The organism is Streptomyces zaomyceticus (assembly GCF_014656215.1).
In the GTDB taxonomy this organism is placed as follows: Bacteria; Actinomycetota; Actinomycetes; order Streptomycetales; family Streptomycetaceae; genus Streptomyces; species Streptomyces zaomyceticus.
Map to the genome: position 1 here is coordinate 1 of NZ_BNBZ01000034.1, position 14615 is coordinate 14615.

General features: G+C 73.7%; 16 protein-coding genes. 10 read left to right on the forward strand and 6 right to left on the reverse strand.

Annotated elements, in window-relative coordinates:
* The 4 genes from IE311_RS30650 to IE311_RS30665 all read right to left on the reverse strand — a co-directional run.
* Positions 1–257: hypothetical protein (locus IE311_RS30650; RefSeq protein WP_373314009.1), on the reverse strand; the 257-nt coding region annotated here is incomplete at its 3' end.
* 74 nt (positions 258–331) lie between these two features.
* Entirely contained in the window at positions 332–1465 is a 1134-nt protein-coding gene (locus IE311_RS30655; protein ID WP_189835171.1) for a sensor histidine kinase, read from the reverse strand.
* Between the two features lie 64 nt (positions 1466–1529).
* Positions 1530–2276 (reverse strand): response regulator transcription factor, encoded by a 747-nt coding sequence (locus tag IE311_RS30660; RefSeq protein ID WP_229902263.1) that lies wholly within the window; start codon positions 2274–2276, stop codon positions 1530–1532.
* Between the two features lie 201 nt (positions 2277–2477).
* Entirely contained in the window at positions 2478–3182 is a 705-nt protein-coding gene (locus IE311_RS30665; protein WP_189835111.1) for a VanZ family protein, read from the reverse strand.
* 121 nt (positions 3183–3303) lie between these two features.
* On the opposite strand from IE311_RS30665, the gene IE311_RS30670 reads away from it, so the two are divergent.
* Both IE311_RS30670 and IE311_RS30675 read left to right on the forward strand, forming a co-directional pair.
* A complete protein-coding gene (locus tag IE311_RS30670) occupies positions 3304–3723 on the forward strand; it encodes a PPOX class F420-dependent oxidoreductase (protein WP_189835112.1) in 420 nt (139 codons plus the stop codon).
* Positions 3720–4226, forward strand: a complete 507-nt coding sequence (locus IE311_RS30675) for a GNAT family N-acetyltransferase (RefSeq protein WP_373314010.1) — start codon at positions 3720–3722, stop codon at positions 4224–4226. The genes IE311_RS30670 and IE311_RS30675 overlap by 4 nt, the downstream gene beginning before the upstream one ends.
* Before the next feature lie 6 nt (positions 4227–4232).
* On the opposite strand, the gene IE311_RS30680 is transcribed toward IE311_RS30675, so the two are convergent.
* Positions 4233–4670, reverse strand: coding sequence for a VOC family protein (locus IE311_RS30680; RefSeq protein ID WP_189835113.1), 438 nt, complete (start codon positions 4668–4670; stop codon positions 4233–4235).
* Between the two features lie 87 nt (positions 4671–4757).
* Between IE311_RS30680 and IE311_RS30685 the strand changes: the two genes are divergently transcribed.
* The 6 genes from IE311_RS30685 to IE311_RS30710 all read left to right on the forward strand — a co-directional run bounded on the left by IE311_RS30685 (position 4758) and on the right by IE311_RS30710 (position 10303).
* Positions 4758–5417, forward strand: coding sequence for a TetR/AcrR family transcriptional regulator (locus IE311_RS30685; protein WP_189835114.1), 660 nt, complete (start codon positions 4758–4760; stop codon positions 5415–5417).
* A gap of 307 nt (positions 5418–5724) precedes the next feature.
* Positions 5725–7011 (forward strand): enoyl-[acyl-carrier-protein] reductase FabV, encoded by a 1287-nt coding sequence (fabV, locus tag IE311_RS30690; protein ID WP_189835115.1) that lies wholly within the window; start codon positions 5725–5727, stop codon positions 7009–7011.
* Between the two features lie 165 nt (positions 7012–7176).
* Positions 7177–8199, forward strand: coding sequence for an AraC family transcriptional regulator (locus IE311_RS30695; protein WP_189835116.1), 1023 nt, complete (start codon positions 7177–7179; stop codon positions 8197–8199).
* A 129-nt stretch (positions 8200–8328) separates the two neighbouring features.
* Entirely contained in the window at positions 8329–9057 is a 729-nt protein-coding gene (locus IE311_RS30700) for a DUF2625 domain-containing protein (RefSeq protein ID WP_189835117.1), read from the forward strand.
* A gap of 17 nt (positions 9058–9074) precedes the next feature.
* On the forward strand, positions 9075–9566 hold the full coding sequence (locus tag IE311_RS30705; RefSeq protein ID WP_308439840.1) for a GNAT family N-acetyltransferase: 492 nt from the start codon (positions 9075–9077) through the stop codon (positions 9564–9566).
* A 227-nt stretch (positions 9567–9793) separates the two neighbouring features.
* Positions 9794–10303, forward strand: a complete 510-nt coding sequence (locus IE311_RS30710) for a hypothetical protein (protein WP_189835119.1) — start codon at positions 9794–9796, stop codon at positions 10301–10303.
* Here the strand turns inward: IE311_RS30710 and IE311_RS30715 are convergent.
* Complete coding sequence (locus IE311_RS30715) at positions 10293–12722, reverse strand: YfhO family protein (protein ID WP_189835120.1); 2430 nt, start codon at positions 12720–12722, stop codon at positions 10293–10295. The genes IE311_RS30710 and IE311_RS30715 overlap by 11 nt on opposite strands.
* Positions 12723–12848: 126 nt before the next feature.
* Here IE311_RS30715 and IE311_RS30720 point away from each other — a divergent pair, with 126 nt between their 5' ends.
* Positions 12849–13868 carry a glycosyltransferase family 2 protein gene (locus IE311_RS30720; RefSeq protein ID WP_229902264.1) on the forward strand — a complete coding sequence of 340 codons (1020 nt, stop codon included), beginning with the start codon at positions 12849–12851 and terminating at the stop codon, positions 13866–13868.
* 80 nt (positions 13869–13948) lie between these two features.
* On the forward strand, positions 13949–14593 hold the full coding sequence (locus IE311_RS30725) for a SurA N-terminal domain-containing protein (protein WP_189835122.1): 645 nt from the start codon (positions 13949–13951) through the stop codon (positions 14591–14593).
* Positions 14594–14615 lie beyond the last annotated feature (22 nt).

Sequence of the window (14615 nt, forward strand, 5' to 3'; positions counted from 1 at the left end):
CGGGAGGCTCGGCCGGGAACGGCGGCGGGAGCGGGTGCGGCCGTCGGCTTCGCGACGGCCGGGGCGGGGGCGGGAGCGGCGGCCGGAGCCGGGGCCGCGTCCGGGGCGGTGACCTTCGGCGCGGCCGGGGCGGGCTTGGCGCCGGCGTCGGCGAAGGCCTGCGCGGCGAAGCCGCCGCCGAGGAGCAGCGCGACACCGGTGACGACACCCAGGACCCGGGGGCGGGGGCGGAGGTTCCGCTTGGCGTGGCTGGACATGGGGTTCTCCCGAGGTGGAACGGACACGGTCTGGTGGATCTGCTGAAGGGCGCCTTCAACCCACCAGACGTGCGTCACCCCCAGGGGTTGCGACCCGGACCGGGAAAGTTTCCGCCGGACCCCGGCGGCCGGGGACCGGCCGGAAGCCGGACCGTGACGAGAAGACCGCCGGCGGGACGGGGGACGAGGTCGAGGGTGCCGTCGTGGGCGCGGACGACGCTGTGCACGATGGCCAGACCGAGGCCGACACCGGCGTGCTCGTCGGCGCGGACGCGATCCGTTCCGCGCCGGAAGGGTTCGGTGAGGGTCGGGACCAGTTCCGGAGGAAGCGGGAGGCCCGTGTTCTCGACCCGCAGCACGCTCGTGTCGCCGTGCGTCCCGGTGCGGACCGTCACGGTGCCGTCCCCGGGAAGGTTGTGGACGACGGCGTTCTGGACGAGGTTCGTCACCATCCGGAGCAGCAGCTCCGCGGAGCCGTCGACCGGGGCCGCCCCGCCTGTGACGTCGAGGGTGATCCGGCGCCGTTCGGCGAGGGGAAGCAGCGTCTCGGCGGCCTCCTCGGCGAGGAGGGAGAGGTCGACGCCCTCCCGGGTGAAGGTGCCGCGGTCGCCGCGGCTGAGCAGCAGCAGGGCCTCGGTGAGCTCGATCGCCCGGGTGTTGACGGTGTGCAGGCGCTCGATGAGCTCGTCCCGGTCGCGGCTCGGGTCCTCGCGGGCGACGTCGAGGAGGGCCCGTGAGATCGCCAGCGGGGTGCGCAGTTCGTGGGAGGCGTTCGCGGCGAACCTCTGTTGCTCGGCCACATGGGCCTCCAGTTGCCCGAGCATCGAGTCGAACGCGTCGGAGAGCTCGCGGAATTCGTCCCGGCGGCCCCGCATCCGGATCCGGTGGGACAGCGACCCGCTCCCGGCCCGCCGCGCCGCGTCCCGGATCCGGGTGAGTGGCGCGAGCATCCGGCCGGCGAGGATCCAGCCCCCGGCGAGGCCGAACACGAGCAGGAAGGCCATCGCCACGGCCGCGGCGGGGAAGAAGGTGCGCACGAGGAGGTAGCGGTTGGGCGAGACGCCCAGCAGCCCCTGGGAGTTGTCGGGCACGTAGCGCAGCAGGAACACCCACACCACGGCGAGCAGCAGCGCACCGGCGACGGCGAGGAACCCGGCGTAGCTGAGGGCGAGCTTCAGCCGGACGCCGGGTCCCGGGCGTCTGTCCACGGGGCCTCGCTCGGAGCTGTCCACGGGGCTCTCCGCGGCGCTGTCCCTGGAGCTGTCCATGGGTCTATCCATGAGGGGGACCGGGCGGGAGGGCGCCTGCTGCGCCGGTGTCCGTACCCGTACTCGTACCAGCGCCCGTACCCGCGCCCGTACCCGCGTCGATCCGGTAGCCGACGCCGGGAACCGTGGCGATGATCCACGGTTCGCCGAGCCGTTTGCGCAGGGCGGAGACGGTGATGCGTACGGCGTTGGTGAGGGGGTCGGCGTTCTCGTCCCAGGCCCGTTCGAGCAGCTCCTCGGCGCTGACGACCCCGCCCTCGGCGGCGACGAGGACCTCCAGCACGGCGAACTGTTTGCGGGTGAGCGCGACATGGCGCCCGTCGCGGAAGACCTCCCGGCGGAAGGGGTCGACCCGCAGGCCCGCGATCTCGCGGACCGGGGGCCGGGCGTACGCGCGTCGGCGGTCGAGCGCCCTCAGCCGCAGGACGAGCTCCCGCAGCTCGAACGGTTTGGTGAGGTAGTCGTCGGCGCCGAGCTCGAACCCGGAGGCCTTGTCGTCGATCCGGTCGGCGGCGGTGAGCATGAGGATCGGGATGCCGCTGCCGGAGGCGACGATCCACCGGGCGACCTCGTCGCCGGAGGGGCCTGGGATGTCGCGGTCGAGGACGGCGAGGTCGTAGGAGTGCACGCCGAGCAGTTCCAGGGCGGAGTCGCCGTCGGCGGCGATGTCGGCGGCGATCGCCTCCAGGCGCAGACCGTCACGGACGGCCTCGGCCAGGTAGGGCTCGTCCTCGACGATCAGTACGCGCATGTGCGCAGCCTAAGCAGCACGGCGTATCGCCGGCGTATGCGACGCATTCGGCGGATACGGCGGATACGGCGGATACGGCGGATACGGCGGATACGGCGGATACGGCGGATACGGCGCTTACGGCGCGAGCGTCGAAGCGGGCGCCACGGGCGACGCGAGACACCCGGCCGTACGACGGCGCGGGCGCACCGGACGCCCGACTCAGCCCGCCGGTGCCGCGGCGGGGCGGGGCCCGTCGGACGGCTCCTGCGCCGCCGTGCGCCACCAGCGGCGCGACGCCAGCCCGGCCAGCGCGGCGCCGGCGGCGTTGACCAGGACGTCGTCCACGGAGGACACCCGGTCGAGCCGCAGGACGTACTGCGCGGTCTCGACCAGGACCGAGCAGCCCGCCCCGAGCGCCAGGATCCGCGGCACGGACGCCAGGGCCGTGAACCTCATCGGGGCGAAGAACCCCACCGCCGCGAAGACCAGCAGATTGCCGACGATCCCGAGCGCCCCCATCGTGACCAGATCCCGCAGCGGGACCAGGCTGACCCGGGCGGGGGCGATGCCGGGCGCGGCGCCGGGCATCGTCGTCAGCCACAGGAACGGCACCGTCCCGTGGACCATGCCGACCTCGGCCAGCGAGAGCCGCCACGCCGACGGGACGCCCGCGGTACGCCGTCGGTACGCCAGGGCCCAGGCCACCAGCACCGCCAACGGCACGGTCACCAGCGTCATGAGCACCACACCGTTGAAGGTGTCGAAGCAGCCGTGCCACCGCCCGGCCATGCACGTCGGCGCGGACATCATCAGCGGCCGCCGCACGACGAACAGGGCGCTCGCCAGGCCGAGGACCGCTGCACAGAGAAGCACGATCGCGCGCGTGCGGCGGGGCGGTGCCGGCAGGGATGCGTTGTCGTTCATGTCCCCATGGGAGACGACGGGCGGTTGCGGGGGCGTATGCGATTCTCCATACGCTCGCGATACACGCGGACGGACGGGTATTCCGGTGCGCCGCCCCGCGCGCCCGATTAGCCTCCCCGGCATGCCCCTTGAGATGAACGACACCGTGCGCGGCCTGCTCGATTCCCCCTACATGGCCGTCCTGGCCACCCTCAACCCCGACGGCGGGCCGCAGAGTTCGGTGGTCTGGGTCAGCCGTGACGGCGGCGACCTGCTGATCTCCACCACGCGTGGACGGCGCAAGGCGCTGAACATGCTCCGGGATCCGCGCGTCGGCCTGACCGTCTTCGACCCCGCCGACCCCGACCTGTACGTCGAGATACGCGGCACGGCCACCGTCACCGAGGACACCGGCCGGGCGGTGGCCGTCCGTATCGCCGAGGAGTACCTCGGACCGGGCGGCGGCAAGGAGTACGAGGAGGCGCCGCCGGAGGAGGTCCGCGTGGTCGCCCGCATCACGCCGGTCAAGATCCTCGGCAGCGCCACCAGGGCCGCCTCGTGACGGACGGCCTTCCCGACGCGCCCACGGACGTGCTCACCGACAGCCGTGACCGGCGCGTGGTGCTGGAGGAGATCACGGACGCGAACTGGCGTGACGTCGCCGACGTGGCCCCCGCCGACGACCAGCGCCGGTTCGTCGCCGCCCTCGGCGCCCGCTACCTCCTGCTGTCCCTGCGGGGCGGGCTCTGGAACTCCCTCGCGGTCCGCGCCGGGAACGAGGTCGTCGGCCACATCATGTGGGCGTACGACGAAGAGGACGGCACCCACTGGATCGGCGGCATGATCGTCGACGCCGCCGAGCAGGGCAGAGGCGTCGGCCGTGCCGCCCTGCGTGCCCTGACGCGGCACCTCGCCGCGCTCCCCGCCTGCCGGGAGATACGGCTCTCCTACCACCCGGAGAACATCCCCGCCGCCCGCCTCTACGCGGACCTCGGATTCGCGCCCACCGGTGACTTCGAGGACGAGGAGGTCGTGGCCGCGCTGAGCGCCGCCGCCGTCACCTAGGTCGTCCTAGGTCTCCTCCGTGCTGGAGGTGTAGCGGGCGGCGTACTCCTCGGTGGGCGGGATCGTGGTGATGACGTCGACGAGGACGCCGTCCGGGGCGCCGAGGATGAAGTGGCGCTGGCCGAAGTCCTCGGTGCGCAGGGAGAGCAGTTCGGGGAGACCGGCCTCGCCGATCAGCCGGCGGTGCTCCGCGTCGACGTCCTCGACCTCGAAGTTGAGCAGCAGACCGCCCCGGGTGGGGACGCGATGTCCCTCGGGCAGGGTCGGGTGGTCGTGGTCGAGCAGCGCGAGCTCGTAGTGCGGCGCGTCGGGGCGGTGCAGGCTCACGTACCAGTCGGCCTCGAAGGTCGTGGTGAAGCCGAGGTGGCGGGTGTAGAAGTCGCGAGCCGCGGCGACGTCGCGGGTGCAGATCACGGGGTAGAAGCCGGTGAGTCCGGTCTTCATGGGATGCCTCCTCTGTGTCGGCGCGGACGTGCGCCCGATTTCACATACCCGGGGTATGCGAACCGTCGGGACTAACATACCTCGGGTATGCGAAATGGGAAGGGTGGTGCGGCGGTGCCGGACGGGGCGACGGGCGACCGGGCGGAACAGCGGGCGGCGGGCAACCGGGCGGAACAGCGGGAGGCGACCCGGCGGGCGCTCCTCGCGGAAGGACGACGACGGTTCGCCGAGGACGGCTACCACGGAGTCGTCCTCGCGGAGGTGGCCCGGGCCGCGGGAGTCACCAAGGGCGCCGCCTACCACCACTTCGACAGCAAGGCCGGGCTCTTCCGGGCGGTGGTCGCCGAGGTCCAGGGGGAGTTGGGGGACCGGGTCGCGGCGGCGGCGGAAGAGGAGACCGACCCCTGGGAGCAGTTCCGCGCCGGATGCCGGGCCTTTCTGGCGGCCGGCGCGGACCCCGCCGTACGGCGCATCGTGCTGGTCGACGCGCCGACGGTCCTGGGGTGGGAGGAATGGCGGGCCCTGGACGAGGAGTCCTCGGCACGGCACCTCACGGAGGCGCTGGAGGGCCTGGTGGAGGCCGGAGTCGTCACCGCGCAGCCGGTCGAGCCCCTGGCGCGCCTGCTGTCCGGGGCGATGAACGAGGCGGCACTGTGGCTGGCCAGGAGCGACGAACCGGAGGCGCTGGAAAGGACGGTGGTCGCGCTGGACGGCCTGCTGGCGGGGATCCGACGCGAGAAGGAGTGAGCGGGGACGGCGGCAGGAGCGGGGGCGGAGGCGGGAACGGGGGCGGAGGCGGGAACGGGCGCGGGGTGGAGGCGCGAACGGGGGTCGGTGCGGCTCGGTGGCCCGAGCGCTTCCGCCGGGAAGGTGAACGACCCCGGACCGCTTCCCGCCGGAAACCCGGCCGCGGGTCGTGGGAACACTCCAAGACCGGCTCATGATCATTGTCGCCGGCGGGGCGACCACGCACGTGAGCGCTCGCGCAGACTGGCAGGGCGCGGGGGCCGGCCGGTCGTCGTGCCCCTGCTCCGGCGACCCAAGGACTGCCATCGTGGACGAGCGTGTTCTCACTCCCCGCAATCGGGGCTTCCTCTTTCTCGACTCCCACCCGGCCGGGTGCGGGCAGCTGGTGGCCGACATGTGGGAGGCCTGCCCCGAGCCGGTCTCCGCACCGGTCTCTGGGCCGGCCTCCGCACCGTCCTCGGCACCGGCCCCCGCGCCCGCCGACGCGGCGGAGGCCGACGGGCCCGTGGCGCTCGTCGTCGGTTCCTCCGCCGGATACGGCCTCGCCGCCACCCTCGCCGGACTCAAGCGCGCCGGCATCCGCGGGATCGGGGTCTGCTTCGAGAAGGCCCCCACCGCGCGCCGCACCGCGACCGCCGGCTGGTACCGCACCGCAGCCACCGCCGACATCGCCCGGGCCGCCGGGCGGGACCTGGTCCTCCTCAACGGCGACGCGTTCTCCGACGCGATGAAGGACCAGGTCGCCGACCTCGTCGAGAAGCGCTTCGGCGGCCGGCTGGACTACCTGATCTACTCGGTGGCCGCGCCCCGGCGTACCGACCCCGAGACCGGCACCACCTACTCCTCGGTTCTCAAGCCGATCGGCGGGGTGAACCGCACCAGGACCCTCGTCTTCGACGACGAGGGCGCTCCGGAGGTCCGCGAGGTCGAGACCGGGCCGGCCGAGGGCGACGACGTGGAGCAGACCGTGGCCGTGATGGGCGGCGCGGACTGGGAACGCTGGATCGACCACCTCGCCGCGCGGGGAGTGCTCGCCGACGGGTTCACCACCGCCGCGCTGTCGTACATCGGCTCGTCGCTGACGGCGGCGATCTACCGGCAGGGCACCATCGGCGCGGCCAAGGCCCATCTGGAGGCCACCGCCCGCACCCTGGACGAGCGGCTCGCCAGGACGGTCGGCGGACGGGCCGTGACCTCCGTCAACGGCGCCGCCGTCACCCAGTCCTCCACCGCGATCCCCGGCATCGCCCTCTACACCGGGCTGCTCCGCGGTGTCCTCGGCGAGGGCCTGGTCCCGCCGATCCACCAGCTCGCCGCCCTGTGGGACCAGCTCACCGGCGTCGCCCCGCTCGCCCTGGACGACGAGGGCCGGGTCCGGCTGGACACCTTCGAGCTGACCGACGACGTCCAGGCGGCCGTCGCCGAACGCTGGGAGGCCGCCACCACGGAGACCGTCGCCGACCTGGCCGACCTCGACTGGTTCCGTGCCGAGGTCCGGCGCCTCTACGGGTTCTCCGTGCCCGGCGTCGACTACACCGCCCCGGTCGCCACCGACGTCCCCTGGCCGGACCACACCGTGGATTCCGCCCGCTGATCGTCCCCGGGCGCCCGTCTCCCCGGGCGTCCTTCTCCAGGGATTCCGCCCGTGGATCCCGCCCGTCGCCCCCGGCGCCACGCCGGTCGCGAACCCTGTGGCAAATGGCTTCGCGCCGCTGCATTCTGACCGGCGTCGTAACGATCGGATCGGGGGAATCGAGAGATGTGGTCGGTGGTGTCGTCGGGGGAACTGCCCCGGGGGGAGCGGTTCGAGTGGTTCGCGGACATGATCTCGCGGGAGGTGATGCCCACCATGCTCACCAGCGAGCGGCCCGCCGAGTTCTCGGCCGAGGCGGCGCTCCTCGATCTGGGGGAGCTCCAGGTGTCCAAGGTCGCCTACTCGCCGCTGCGTTCGCGGCGCACACCCGCGCTGATCCGGCGGGGTGACCCCGAGCAGTACCAGCTGGGGCTGGTGACCAAGGGGGCGATGACCCTGGTCCAGAACGGGAACAGCTGCGAGGCGGAGACCGGGGACCTGGTCTTCTGGGACACCTCGCGGCCCTCGGACGCCCGGTACGTCTCCGACGGCGATCCCGGGCAGCTGGTGATCCTGCAACTGCCCCGTGACGTCCTGCCGGTTCGGGCGAGCCACCTCGACGGGCTGCTCGCCCGGCGCATGCCGGGAGGCAGCGGGGTGGCGGCGGTCCTCGTCGCCTTCCTGCGCTCGCTCGTCGCGCACGGCGGCGAGTGCGCGCCGGACGAGCTGCGCCGGCTGGGGGCCACCGCGATCGATCTCGCGGCGGCCTGCCTCGCGCAGCACACGGACACGGAGGAGCGGCTCCCCGCCGAGGTGCGGGCGCGGGCGCTGCTCCGCCGGATCCATGTCTTCATCGAGTACAACCTCGGCGACCCGGAACTGACGCCCGTCGCCGTGGCGGCCCACCACAACCTGTCGGTGCGTTCGCTCCACCAGCTCTTCTCGGGGGAGGGCGAGACCGTGCAGGCCCGTATCCGGCGCCGGCGGCTCGAACGGTGTCGCGAGGATCTGCGGAGACCCGAGTTCCTCACGTGGCCGGTGGGGGCGATCGCCGAGCGGTGGGGTTTCAGCGGTCCGGCGGTGTTCAGCCGCTCCTTCCGGCAGGCGTACGGGGTGAGCCCCACCGAGTTCCGCGCGCGGGCGCCCCGGAACCCGCGGGACGGTGCGCCGAGCGTCAAGGAAACGCGCACCGGGCGCACAGCCTGCTGATCATGACCTTCCTAGGCTCGGAGCTGTTCGTTCGAACTCGACGACCACGGGGGATCACATGAGGAAGCGGAACGATCAAGGAGTCTGGGACCTGCACTCGGGAGGCGGTGGACGTGCGAGCATGCCCGGGTGCGTGAACTGAGCGAATTGACCGAGGTCGAGGACCCGGCGTGGCCGGCCCTCGACGAGAGACTGCGAGCGGCGTCCGTCCCCGTCGAGGAGTTCGAGGCCGACGCCGGGCGCGGCGCGGCGGCGCTGTACCAGACACAGGTGACCGCGCGGTCGTTCCTGGGGGCGTTCATGCTGCACAGCGGCGGGGCACTCGTCGACGACGGCTGGCTGCGGGTGTACGGCAGCCCGGCCGACGACAACGCCCGGCGGATGCCGTCGCTCGCGCGGGTCAACGGCTACCCCGCCGAGGCCGACCCCGGCTGGCGGCCCGAGGCGGGGCTCGTCGTGGCCCATGACGTCCTGGGCGGGGTGTTCGTCCTCCAGGGCGGGCCCGCGGAGCAGGTGGGACTGCCGGGGCAGCCCGGCGAGATGGTGTACTTCGCGCCGGACTCGCTGAGCTGGGACGCGCTGGGCGCCGGGTACGCGGCCTGGCTCTCGTGGATGCTGGCGGGCGGCACGGAGGAGTTCTACGAGGGGCTGCGCTGGCCCGGCTGGCAGGACGAGGTCCGTGAGCTGGACGGCGACCGGGGCCTCACCCTGTACCCGCCGCTGTGGTCGGAGGAGGCGCACCGGGACCTGGCCGCGACCAGCCGGCGCGTCGTGACGATGGCGGAGGTCCTGGGCTTCGAGCGGGAGACGAGCACGGAGCTCGACCAGGCCGATCCCGGATTCCTGGGGAACGTGTGAGCGGGGCGGAGGCGGACGTGACCGTGCGTACGGCCCGGCTGGACCTCGAACCGCTCGTCGTCGCTCACGCCGACGAGATGGCCGGGGTCCTCGCCGATCCCGCCCTGCACGCCTTCATCGGCGGAGCCCCGCTCGCCCTGCCCGAACTGCGGGCGCGGTACGAGCGGTTGGTCGCGGGTTCGCCGGACCCGGAGACGCTCTGGTGCAACTGGGTCGTACGGCTCCGGGCCGAGGGCCGGCCGGTCGGGACCGTCCAGGCGACGGTCACGGAGGGCGGACGGGTCGCGGAGGTCGCCTGGGTGATCGGCACGGAGTGGCAGGGGCGCGGGATCGCCAGGGAGGCGGCCGAGGGTCTGGTCGGCCTGCTCGTGGAACGGGGCGCGCGGACGGTCGTGGCGCATGTCCACCCCGAGCACGCGGCCTCCGGGGCCGTCGCCCGCGCGGTCGGCCTCACTCCCACGGACCGGATGGAGGACGGCGAGATCCGGTGGGAGCGGCGGATCCTCTGACGGCCCGCGGCCCGCGGCCCGCGGCCTGTCGGGCCCGGCGGCTCGTGCCCGGCGGTGATCTGCGGACCCCGCCCGGCGGTGATCTGCGGGCCACGTCCGGCGGCGCCGGCCGGCCGGTCGCCGGTTGCTCAAGTCTTCCTCAGAGAAGCCGCGTTGGCGTCCCGCGCCCGGGAGGCGTGATCTAGCGTCGTGGATCAAGGTCGTTCACACCACGGGGAGATCAGCTGATGACCAGGCTGCGTGAGTTTCTGCTGACCGGAGCCGCACTCGGGCTTCTCGGGATCGGCGGCGTCGGATGTACCGGGCAGGGCGCGGACTCCGCCGCGGCCCCGCCCTCCGGCCCGGCGGCCACCACGCCGGCCGCACGCACCGCGTCCGCACCCTCGGACGGCGACGCGGACGCGGCGGCGCAGGAGAAGCGCGTCCGGGCCGCCCTGGACACCGCCGACCCCGACGCCCCGGAGTTCGTGGAATCCGGGACCGAGCGGGTGGCGGACGGGGTGCACCACACGTCCCATCTGACCAAGGGGGTCGCCTACCGGCTTACTCTCGTCTGCGCGGGCGAGGGGGCGGTCGTACCCGTCGTCGGCGGTGAGGAGATCCCGGCCGTGCCGTGCGACGGCGTTCCGGTGACGCACCGGATCGCGAGCGCGCCGGCCGAACTCCCCCTCTCCGTCGGCGGCCGGGCGGGCGCCTCGGGCGCGGTGGGCTGGAACATCGTCGCGGTCACGGGCTGAGCGGGGCCGGGGGCCGCGTCCTGCGGCTGGTCCGGGCGGCGAGCGCGGTGCGCAGGGCGAGCAGCAGCAGGCCGCCCGCCCCCGCCGTCAGGCCCGCCCGGAGGCCCGGGGTGCGGAACGTGCAGGTCAGGGTGGTCGTGCCCGGGGCCAGATCGATCGCGAGCAGCCCACCGTACGCACCCGCCCTCGTGTTCTCGCAGCGCCAGCCCGCGATCCGGGGAGCCGCCACCACCGCCGTGCCCGTCGTACCGGGCGGGAGCGTGGCCGTGAGACCGCCGGACGTGACCCCGACCGATGTCGCCGCCCGGGCGCGGAGCGCCGCCAGGGCCGTGCGGAGACGGTCGTGGTCCAGACAGGCGAGCTCGCCGCCGGGGGCCGGGACGAACGGTTTCGTTCCCGGCACCCGCGGGATCCCCAGGGACACCAGCGCCGCCCGCCGCTTCGGCCGACCGCCGAGCAGCCGGGTCTCGTACGTGCCCAGGCGGGCCGTGCCCGTCACGTCCGGAGCCCAGAGGAAGACCTCCGTACCGACCGGGCAGGAACCGTCCGCCGCGGGAGCCCCGTACACCCGGGAGCCGAGGAGCAGTTCCTGGTTGCGGAAGGGGGACGGGCCGTACGCCGGGGCCGGGCCCGGCGGTCGTACCGTCACCAGGGGAAGCGGCTCCGCGCGGACCAGCCGCCCGTCCCGCCATCGCGCCCCCACCCCGAACAGCGCGTCCGTCACCGGGTTGTCCAGGCTCAGCAGGTTCCGGCCCCGGGAGGTCCAGCCGCCGCCCAGCGCGGTCAGCGTCTCCGTCAGGACCGCCGGGGTGTGGCTGCTGTAGTACGCGGCACCCTGGCCGCCCAGGAGCAGCGGATCGTTCCCCGCCACCCGGGGCAGCCCCGGGTCCGTGCGGTAGGCGGGCCAGCCGTCCGCCGCGGCGAGCGCCGCCGCCCGGCGTTCCTGCTCCGCACCCCACGGCGGGTAGTCGTCGAGGCGGGCGAGCCGTTCCCGGTCCGCGTAAGCCGTCGTCGCCGCCGCCTGACCGAGCAGGGTCCCGGTCACCAGGAGCGCGGCGAGCACCCCGTACCGGCCGCGCCCCGGCAGGAGCAGCGCGCCCGCCACCGCCGCCAGGCCCACGCCGGTGAGCAGCAGCGCCCAGGGGGTGAGGAAGGGGCTCGGGAGCGATCCCGCCACCAGGGCGAGGACGACCGCCGTTCCGCCGAGGAGCGCCCGGCGGTCCGGCGGCCCGTGGGCGAGGCCCGCCCGGGCGGCCAGGACGAGGACGCCGGACAGGACGAAGGTCTGCCGGTACGGGCTGCCGTTCGGGGTGGCGAACGCGTGCCAGAGGAGGTGGGTCGGGCCCCACTGCATCGACGCCACGACCACGACGCACAGGCCGGCCCACAGCCACCGCTCCCGGCCGGGGACGTCCCGGCGGAACAGCAGCGTGCCCACGAGCAGGAGCACCGCCGTGCAGACGAAGGCCGCCGGGGTCGCGAAGCTGTACGTCACCGGGAACAGCCGGGCGAGGACGTCCGTGGCGGGCGCGGGGTCGAACTCCCGGTCCAGGCCCGGGTGGGCGTGGCGGGAGCCGAGGAGGACGGGGACGAGGACGGGGGCGGCGAGGGCGATCCCGATGCCGGTGGTGAGCCCGGCCCGCAGCATGACGCGCAGCCCTTCGCGGGCGGTGGTGCGGGTGGTGGTGCGGGCGGTGGCGGAGACGGCGGAACGGGCGGCGCCGGGGACCGTGCCACCGGTGGAGGCTCCGGCGGGGCCTCCGGCGGGGTCCGTCACCGCGAGCCGGACGAGGAGGACGAGCGCCGCGCCGAGCGTCGCCATGTACGCCGTGTCGAAGTTGGCGACCCAGCAGACCGCCACCACCAGCGGCCCGAGGAGCGGCCGCCGCCCCTCCCGCACCCACTCGCCCACTAGACAGAGCAGCGGGAAGGCGATCAGGCCGTCCAGCCACATCGGGTTGTACGCGCCCTCCGCGAGCGACCAGCCGCACAGCGCGTAGGAGGCGCCGAGGACCGATGCCCACCACCGGGCGCCGGGGCCGGGACGGCACAGCAGAAACGTCATCGCCGCGGCCGCGGCGGCCGTCTTCAGGACGGTGATCGCGTACACCGCGTACTCGATGTCCCCGCGCGGGAGGAGCGCGACCAGCGGGGCGAAGGGGCTCGACAGATAGGTGCCGTAGTCGGGGAGGAAGCTCGTGCCCCAGCCCGCCTGCCAGTCGAGCAGCGGTCCGCCGTCCGCCCGGCCGCGCAGCAGGTCCCACAGGTGCGCGTGGAACGGCACGAACTGGTTGGCGAGGTCGTTGACGGCCCGGTGGCGCGGCCCGAAGGGGAAGACCCGCGCGACGGCGTCCCCGCCGCAGACGGCGGCCGCGGTGAGGAGGGCGGCGAGCAGGTACGGGCGTTTCGTGTTCGGCATGACGGTTCGAATATGCCAGCGCCCGGCGGGGAGGACCGCGGCCCCGCAACCCCGTTCACGGAATGGCCGTCTGCAGGCCATCCCCGTGGACCGGCCGGGTCACCGCGCTCCGTTGTCGTGGGGCGCGTGCTGCTCTCGATCGTCGTCCCGTGTTTCAACGAGGAGGACGTCCTCGCCCGTTTCCATGACCATGTGGCCGACGAACTCGCCAAGCTGGAGGGTGAGTTCGAGATCGTCTACGTGGACGACGGAAGCCGGGACGGGACGCTCCCCCTCCTCCAGGAACTCGCCGCGCGCGACCCCCGACATGTCCGGTACGTCTCCTTCAGCCGTAACTTCGGCAAGGAGGCGGCGATGCTGGCCGGCCTCCGCAACGCCGCCGGCGACGCCGTCGTGATCATGGACGCCGACCTCCAGCACCCGCCGGAGCTGGTGCACCGGATGGTCGCGCTGCACGCCGAGGGGTACGACCAGGTCGTCGCCCGCCGCACCCGCGAGGGCGACCGCGTCACCCGCACCCTGACGGCCCGCGTCTACTACTGGGCGATCAACCGGCTGGTCGACGTCGAGCTCGTCGACGGCGTCGGGGACTTCCGGTTGCTCTCCCGCCGTACCGTCGACGCCGTCCTCGGCCTCGGCGAGTACAACCGCTTCTCCAAGGGCCTCTTCTCCTGGGTCGGTTTCCGGACGACGACGTTCTCGTACGAGAACGCGGTCCGTGAGCAGGGCCGCTCCAAGTGGACCTTCGGCAAGCTCCTGAACTACGGCCTCGACGGCCTCATCTCCTTCAACAACAAGCCCCTCCGGGCCGCCGTCCACCTCGGCTTCCTGCTGGTCCTCGTCGCCCTCGGCCACGCGGCCTGGATCGTCGGCGACGCCCTGGTCAACGGCGTCGACACTCCCGGCTACGTGACCCTCCTCGTCGCGATCACCGCCCTCGCCGGCGTGCAGATGGTGATGGTCGGACTGATCGGCGAGTACGTCGGCCGCATCTACTACGAGGTCAAGCGGCGGCCCCACTACCTGGTGAAGGAGACCCACGAGGGGACGAGTGGCGGGGCCTCGGAGGCGCGCGGGACGGGAGTGGTTCGGGCCGACACCCGGCGTACGGGTGAGTCGTTGTGGGAAACAGTCGCACCGAAGTAGTGGCTCCGGCCCCGGCGACTCCCTACCATCGATCACCGCAAGGTCGTTCAACTGACGCACGACCAGCCCGGGAGGCTCCTTTGCACCGCCGCACTGCGCTCACCGTCTCCGCCGCACTGCTCGCCGCGGCCCCGCTGCTCACCGCCTGCGGCAGTGACGCCCATCCAGGAGCGGCGGCCGTCGTCGGCGGTGAACGCATCGACGTCTCCAGCCTCCAGGCGCAGGTGAAGGACGTGCGCGCCGCGCAGGAGAGCTCGCCGCAGGCCGCCCAGCTCGTCCAGGCCACCGGCGACCTGCCCCGCCGCAAGCTCAACGTCATGATCTTCGACCGGGTCGTCGACAAGGTCGCCGCGGACAACGGCGTCACCGTCAGCCGCGGCGAGCTCCAGCAGACCAGGACGGCCTTCGTCCGCGAGAGCGGCGGCGAGGACCGGCTCGCCACCGTCCTGCTCCAGGAGCAGGGGGTGGCCCCCGGCCAGATCGACGACGTCGTCCGGCGCAACGTCCTCATGAACAAGATCGCCGCCAAGCTCGGCGTCACGGACACCCCCGAGGGCCAGAAGAAGCTGACGGAGGTCTTCTCCGCCGCGTCCAAGGCCCTGGCCATCGACGTGAACCCGCGCTACGGCGCCTGGGACGACGCCCAGGTCCGGCTCGCCGACAGCGACGCGCCCTGGCTGCGGCAGCTCACCCAGGACCCGGCGGCCGTCCCGGCCGGCGCGTGACCCCGTCCCGGCCGGTGCGCGG

Coding starts and splice junctions, on each gene's coding strand:
- IE311_RS30670 (WP_189835112.1), top strand. CDS start 3,304: ATGCCCCTTGAGATGAACGACACCGTGCGCGGCCTGCTCGATTCCCCC.
- IE311_RS30665 (WP_189835111.1), bottom strand. CDS start 3,182: ATGAACGACAACGCATCCCTGCCGGCACCGCCCCGCCGCACGCGCGCG.
- IE311_RS30715 (WP_189835120.1), bottom strand. CDS start 12,722: ATGCCGAACACGAAACGCCCGTACCTGCTCGCCGCCCTCCTCACCGCG.
- IE311_RS30660 (WP_229902263.1), bottom strand. CDS start 2,276: ATGCGCGTACTGATCGTCGAGGACGAGCCCTACCTGGCCGAGGCCGTC.
- IE311_RS30680 (WP_189835113.1), bottom strand. CDS start 4,670: ATGAAGACCGGACTCACCGGCTTCTACCCCGTGATCTGCACCCGCGAC.
- IE311_RS30710 (WP_189835119.1), top strand. CDS start 9,794: ATGACCAGGCTGCGTGAGTTTCTGCTGACCGGAGCCGCACTCGGGCTT.
- IE311_RS30685 (WP_189835114.1), top strand. CDS start 4,758: ATGCGAAATGGGAAGGGTGGTGCGGCGGTGCCGGACGGGGCGACGGGC.
- IE311_RS30695 (WP_189835116.1), top strand. CDS start 7,177: ATGTGGTCGGTGGTGTCGTCGGGGGAACTGCCCCGGGGGGAGCGGTTC.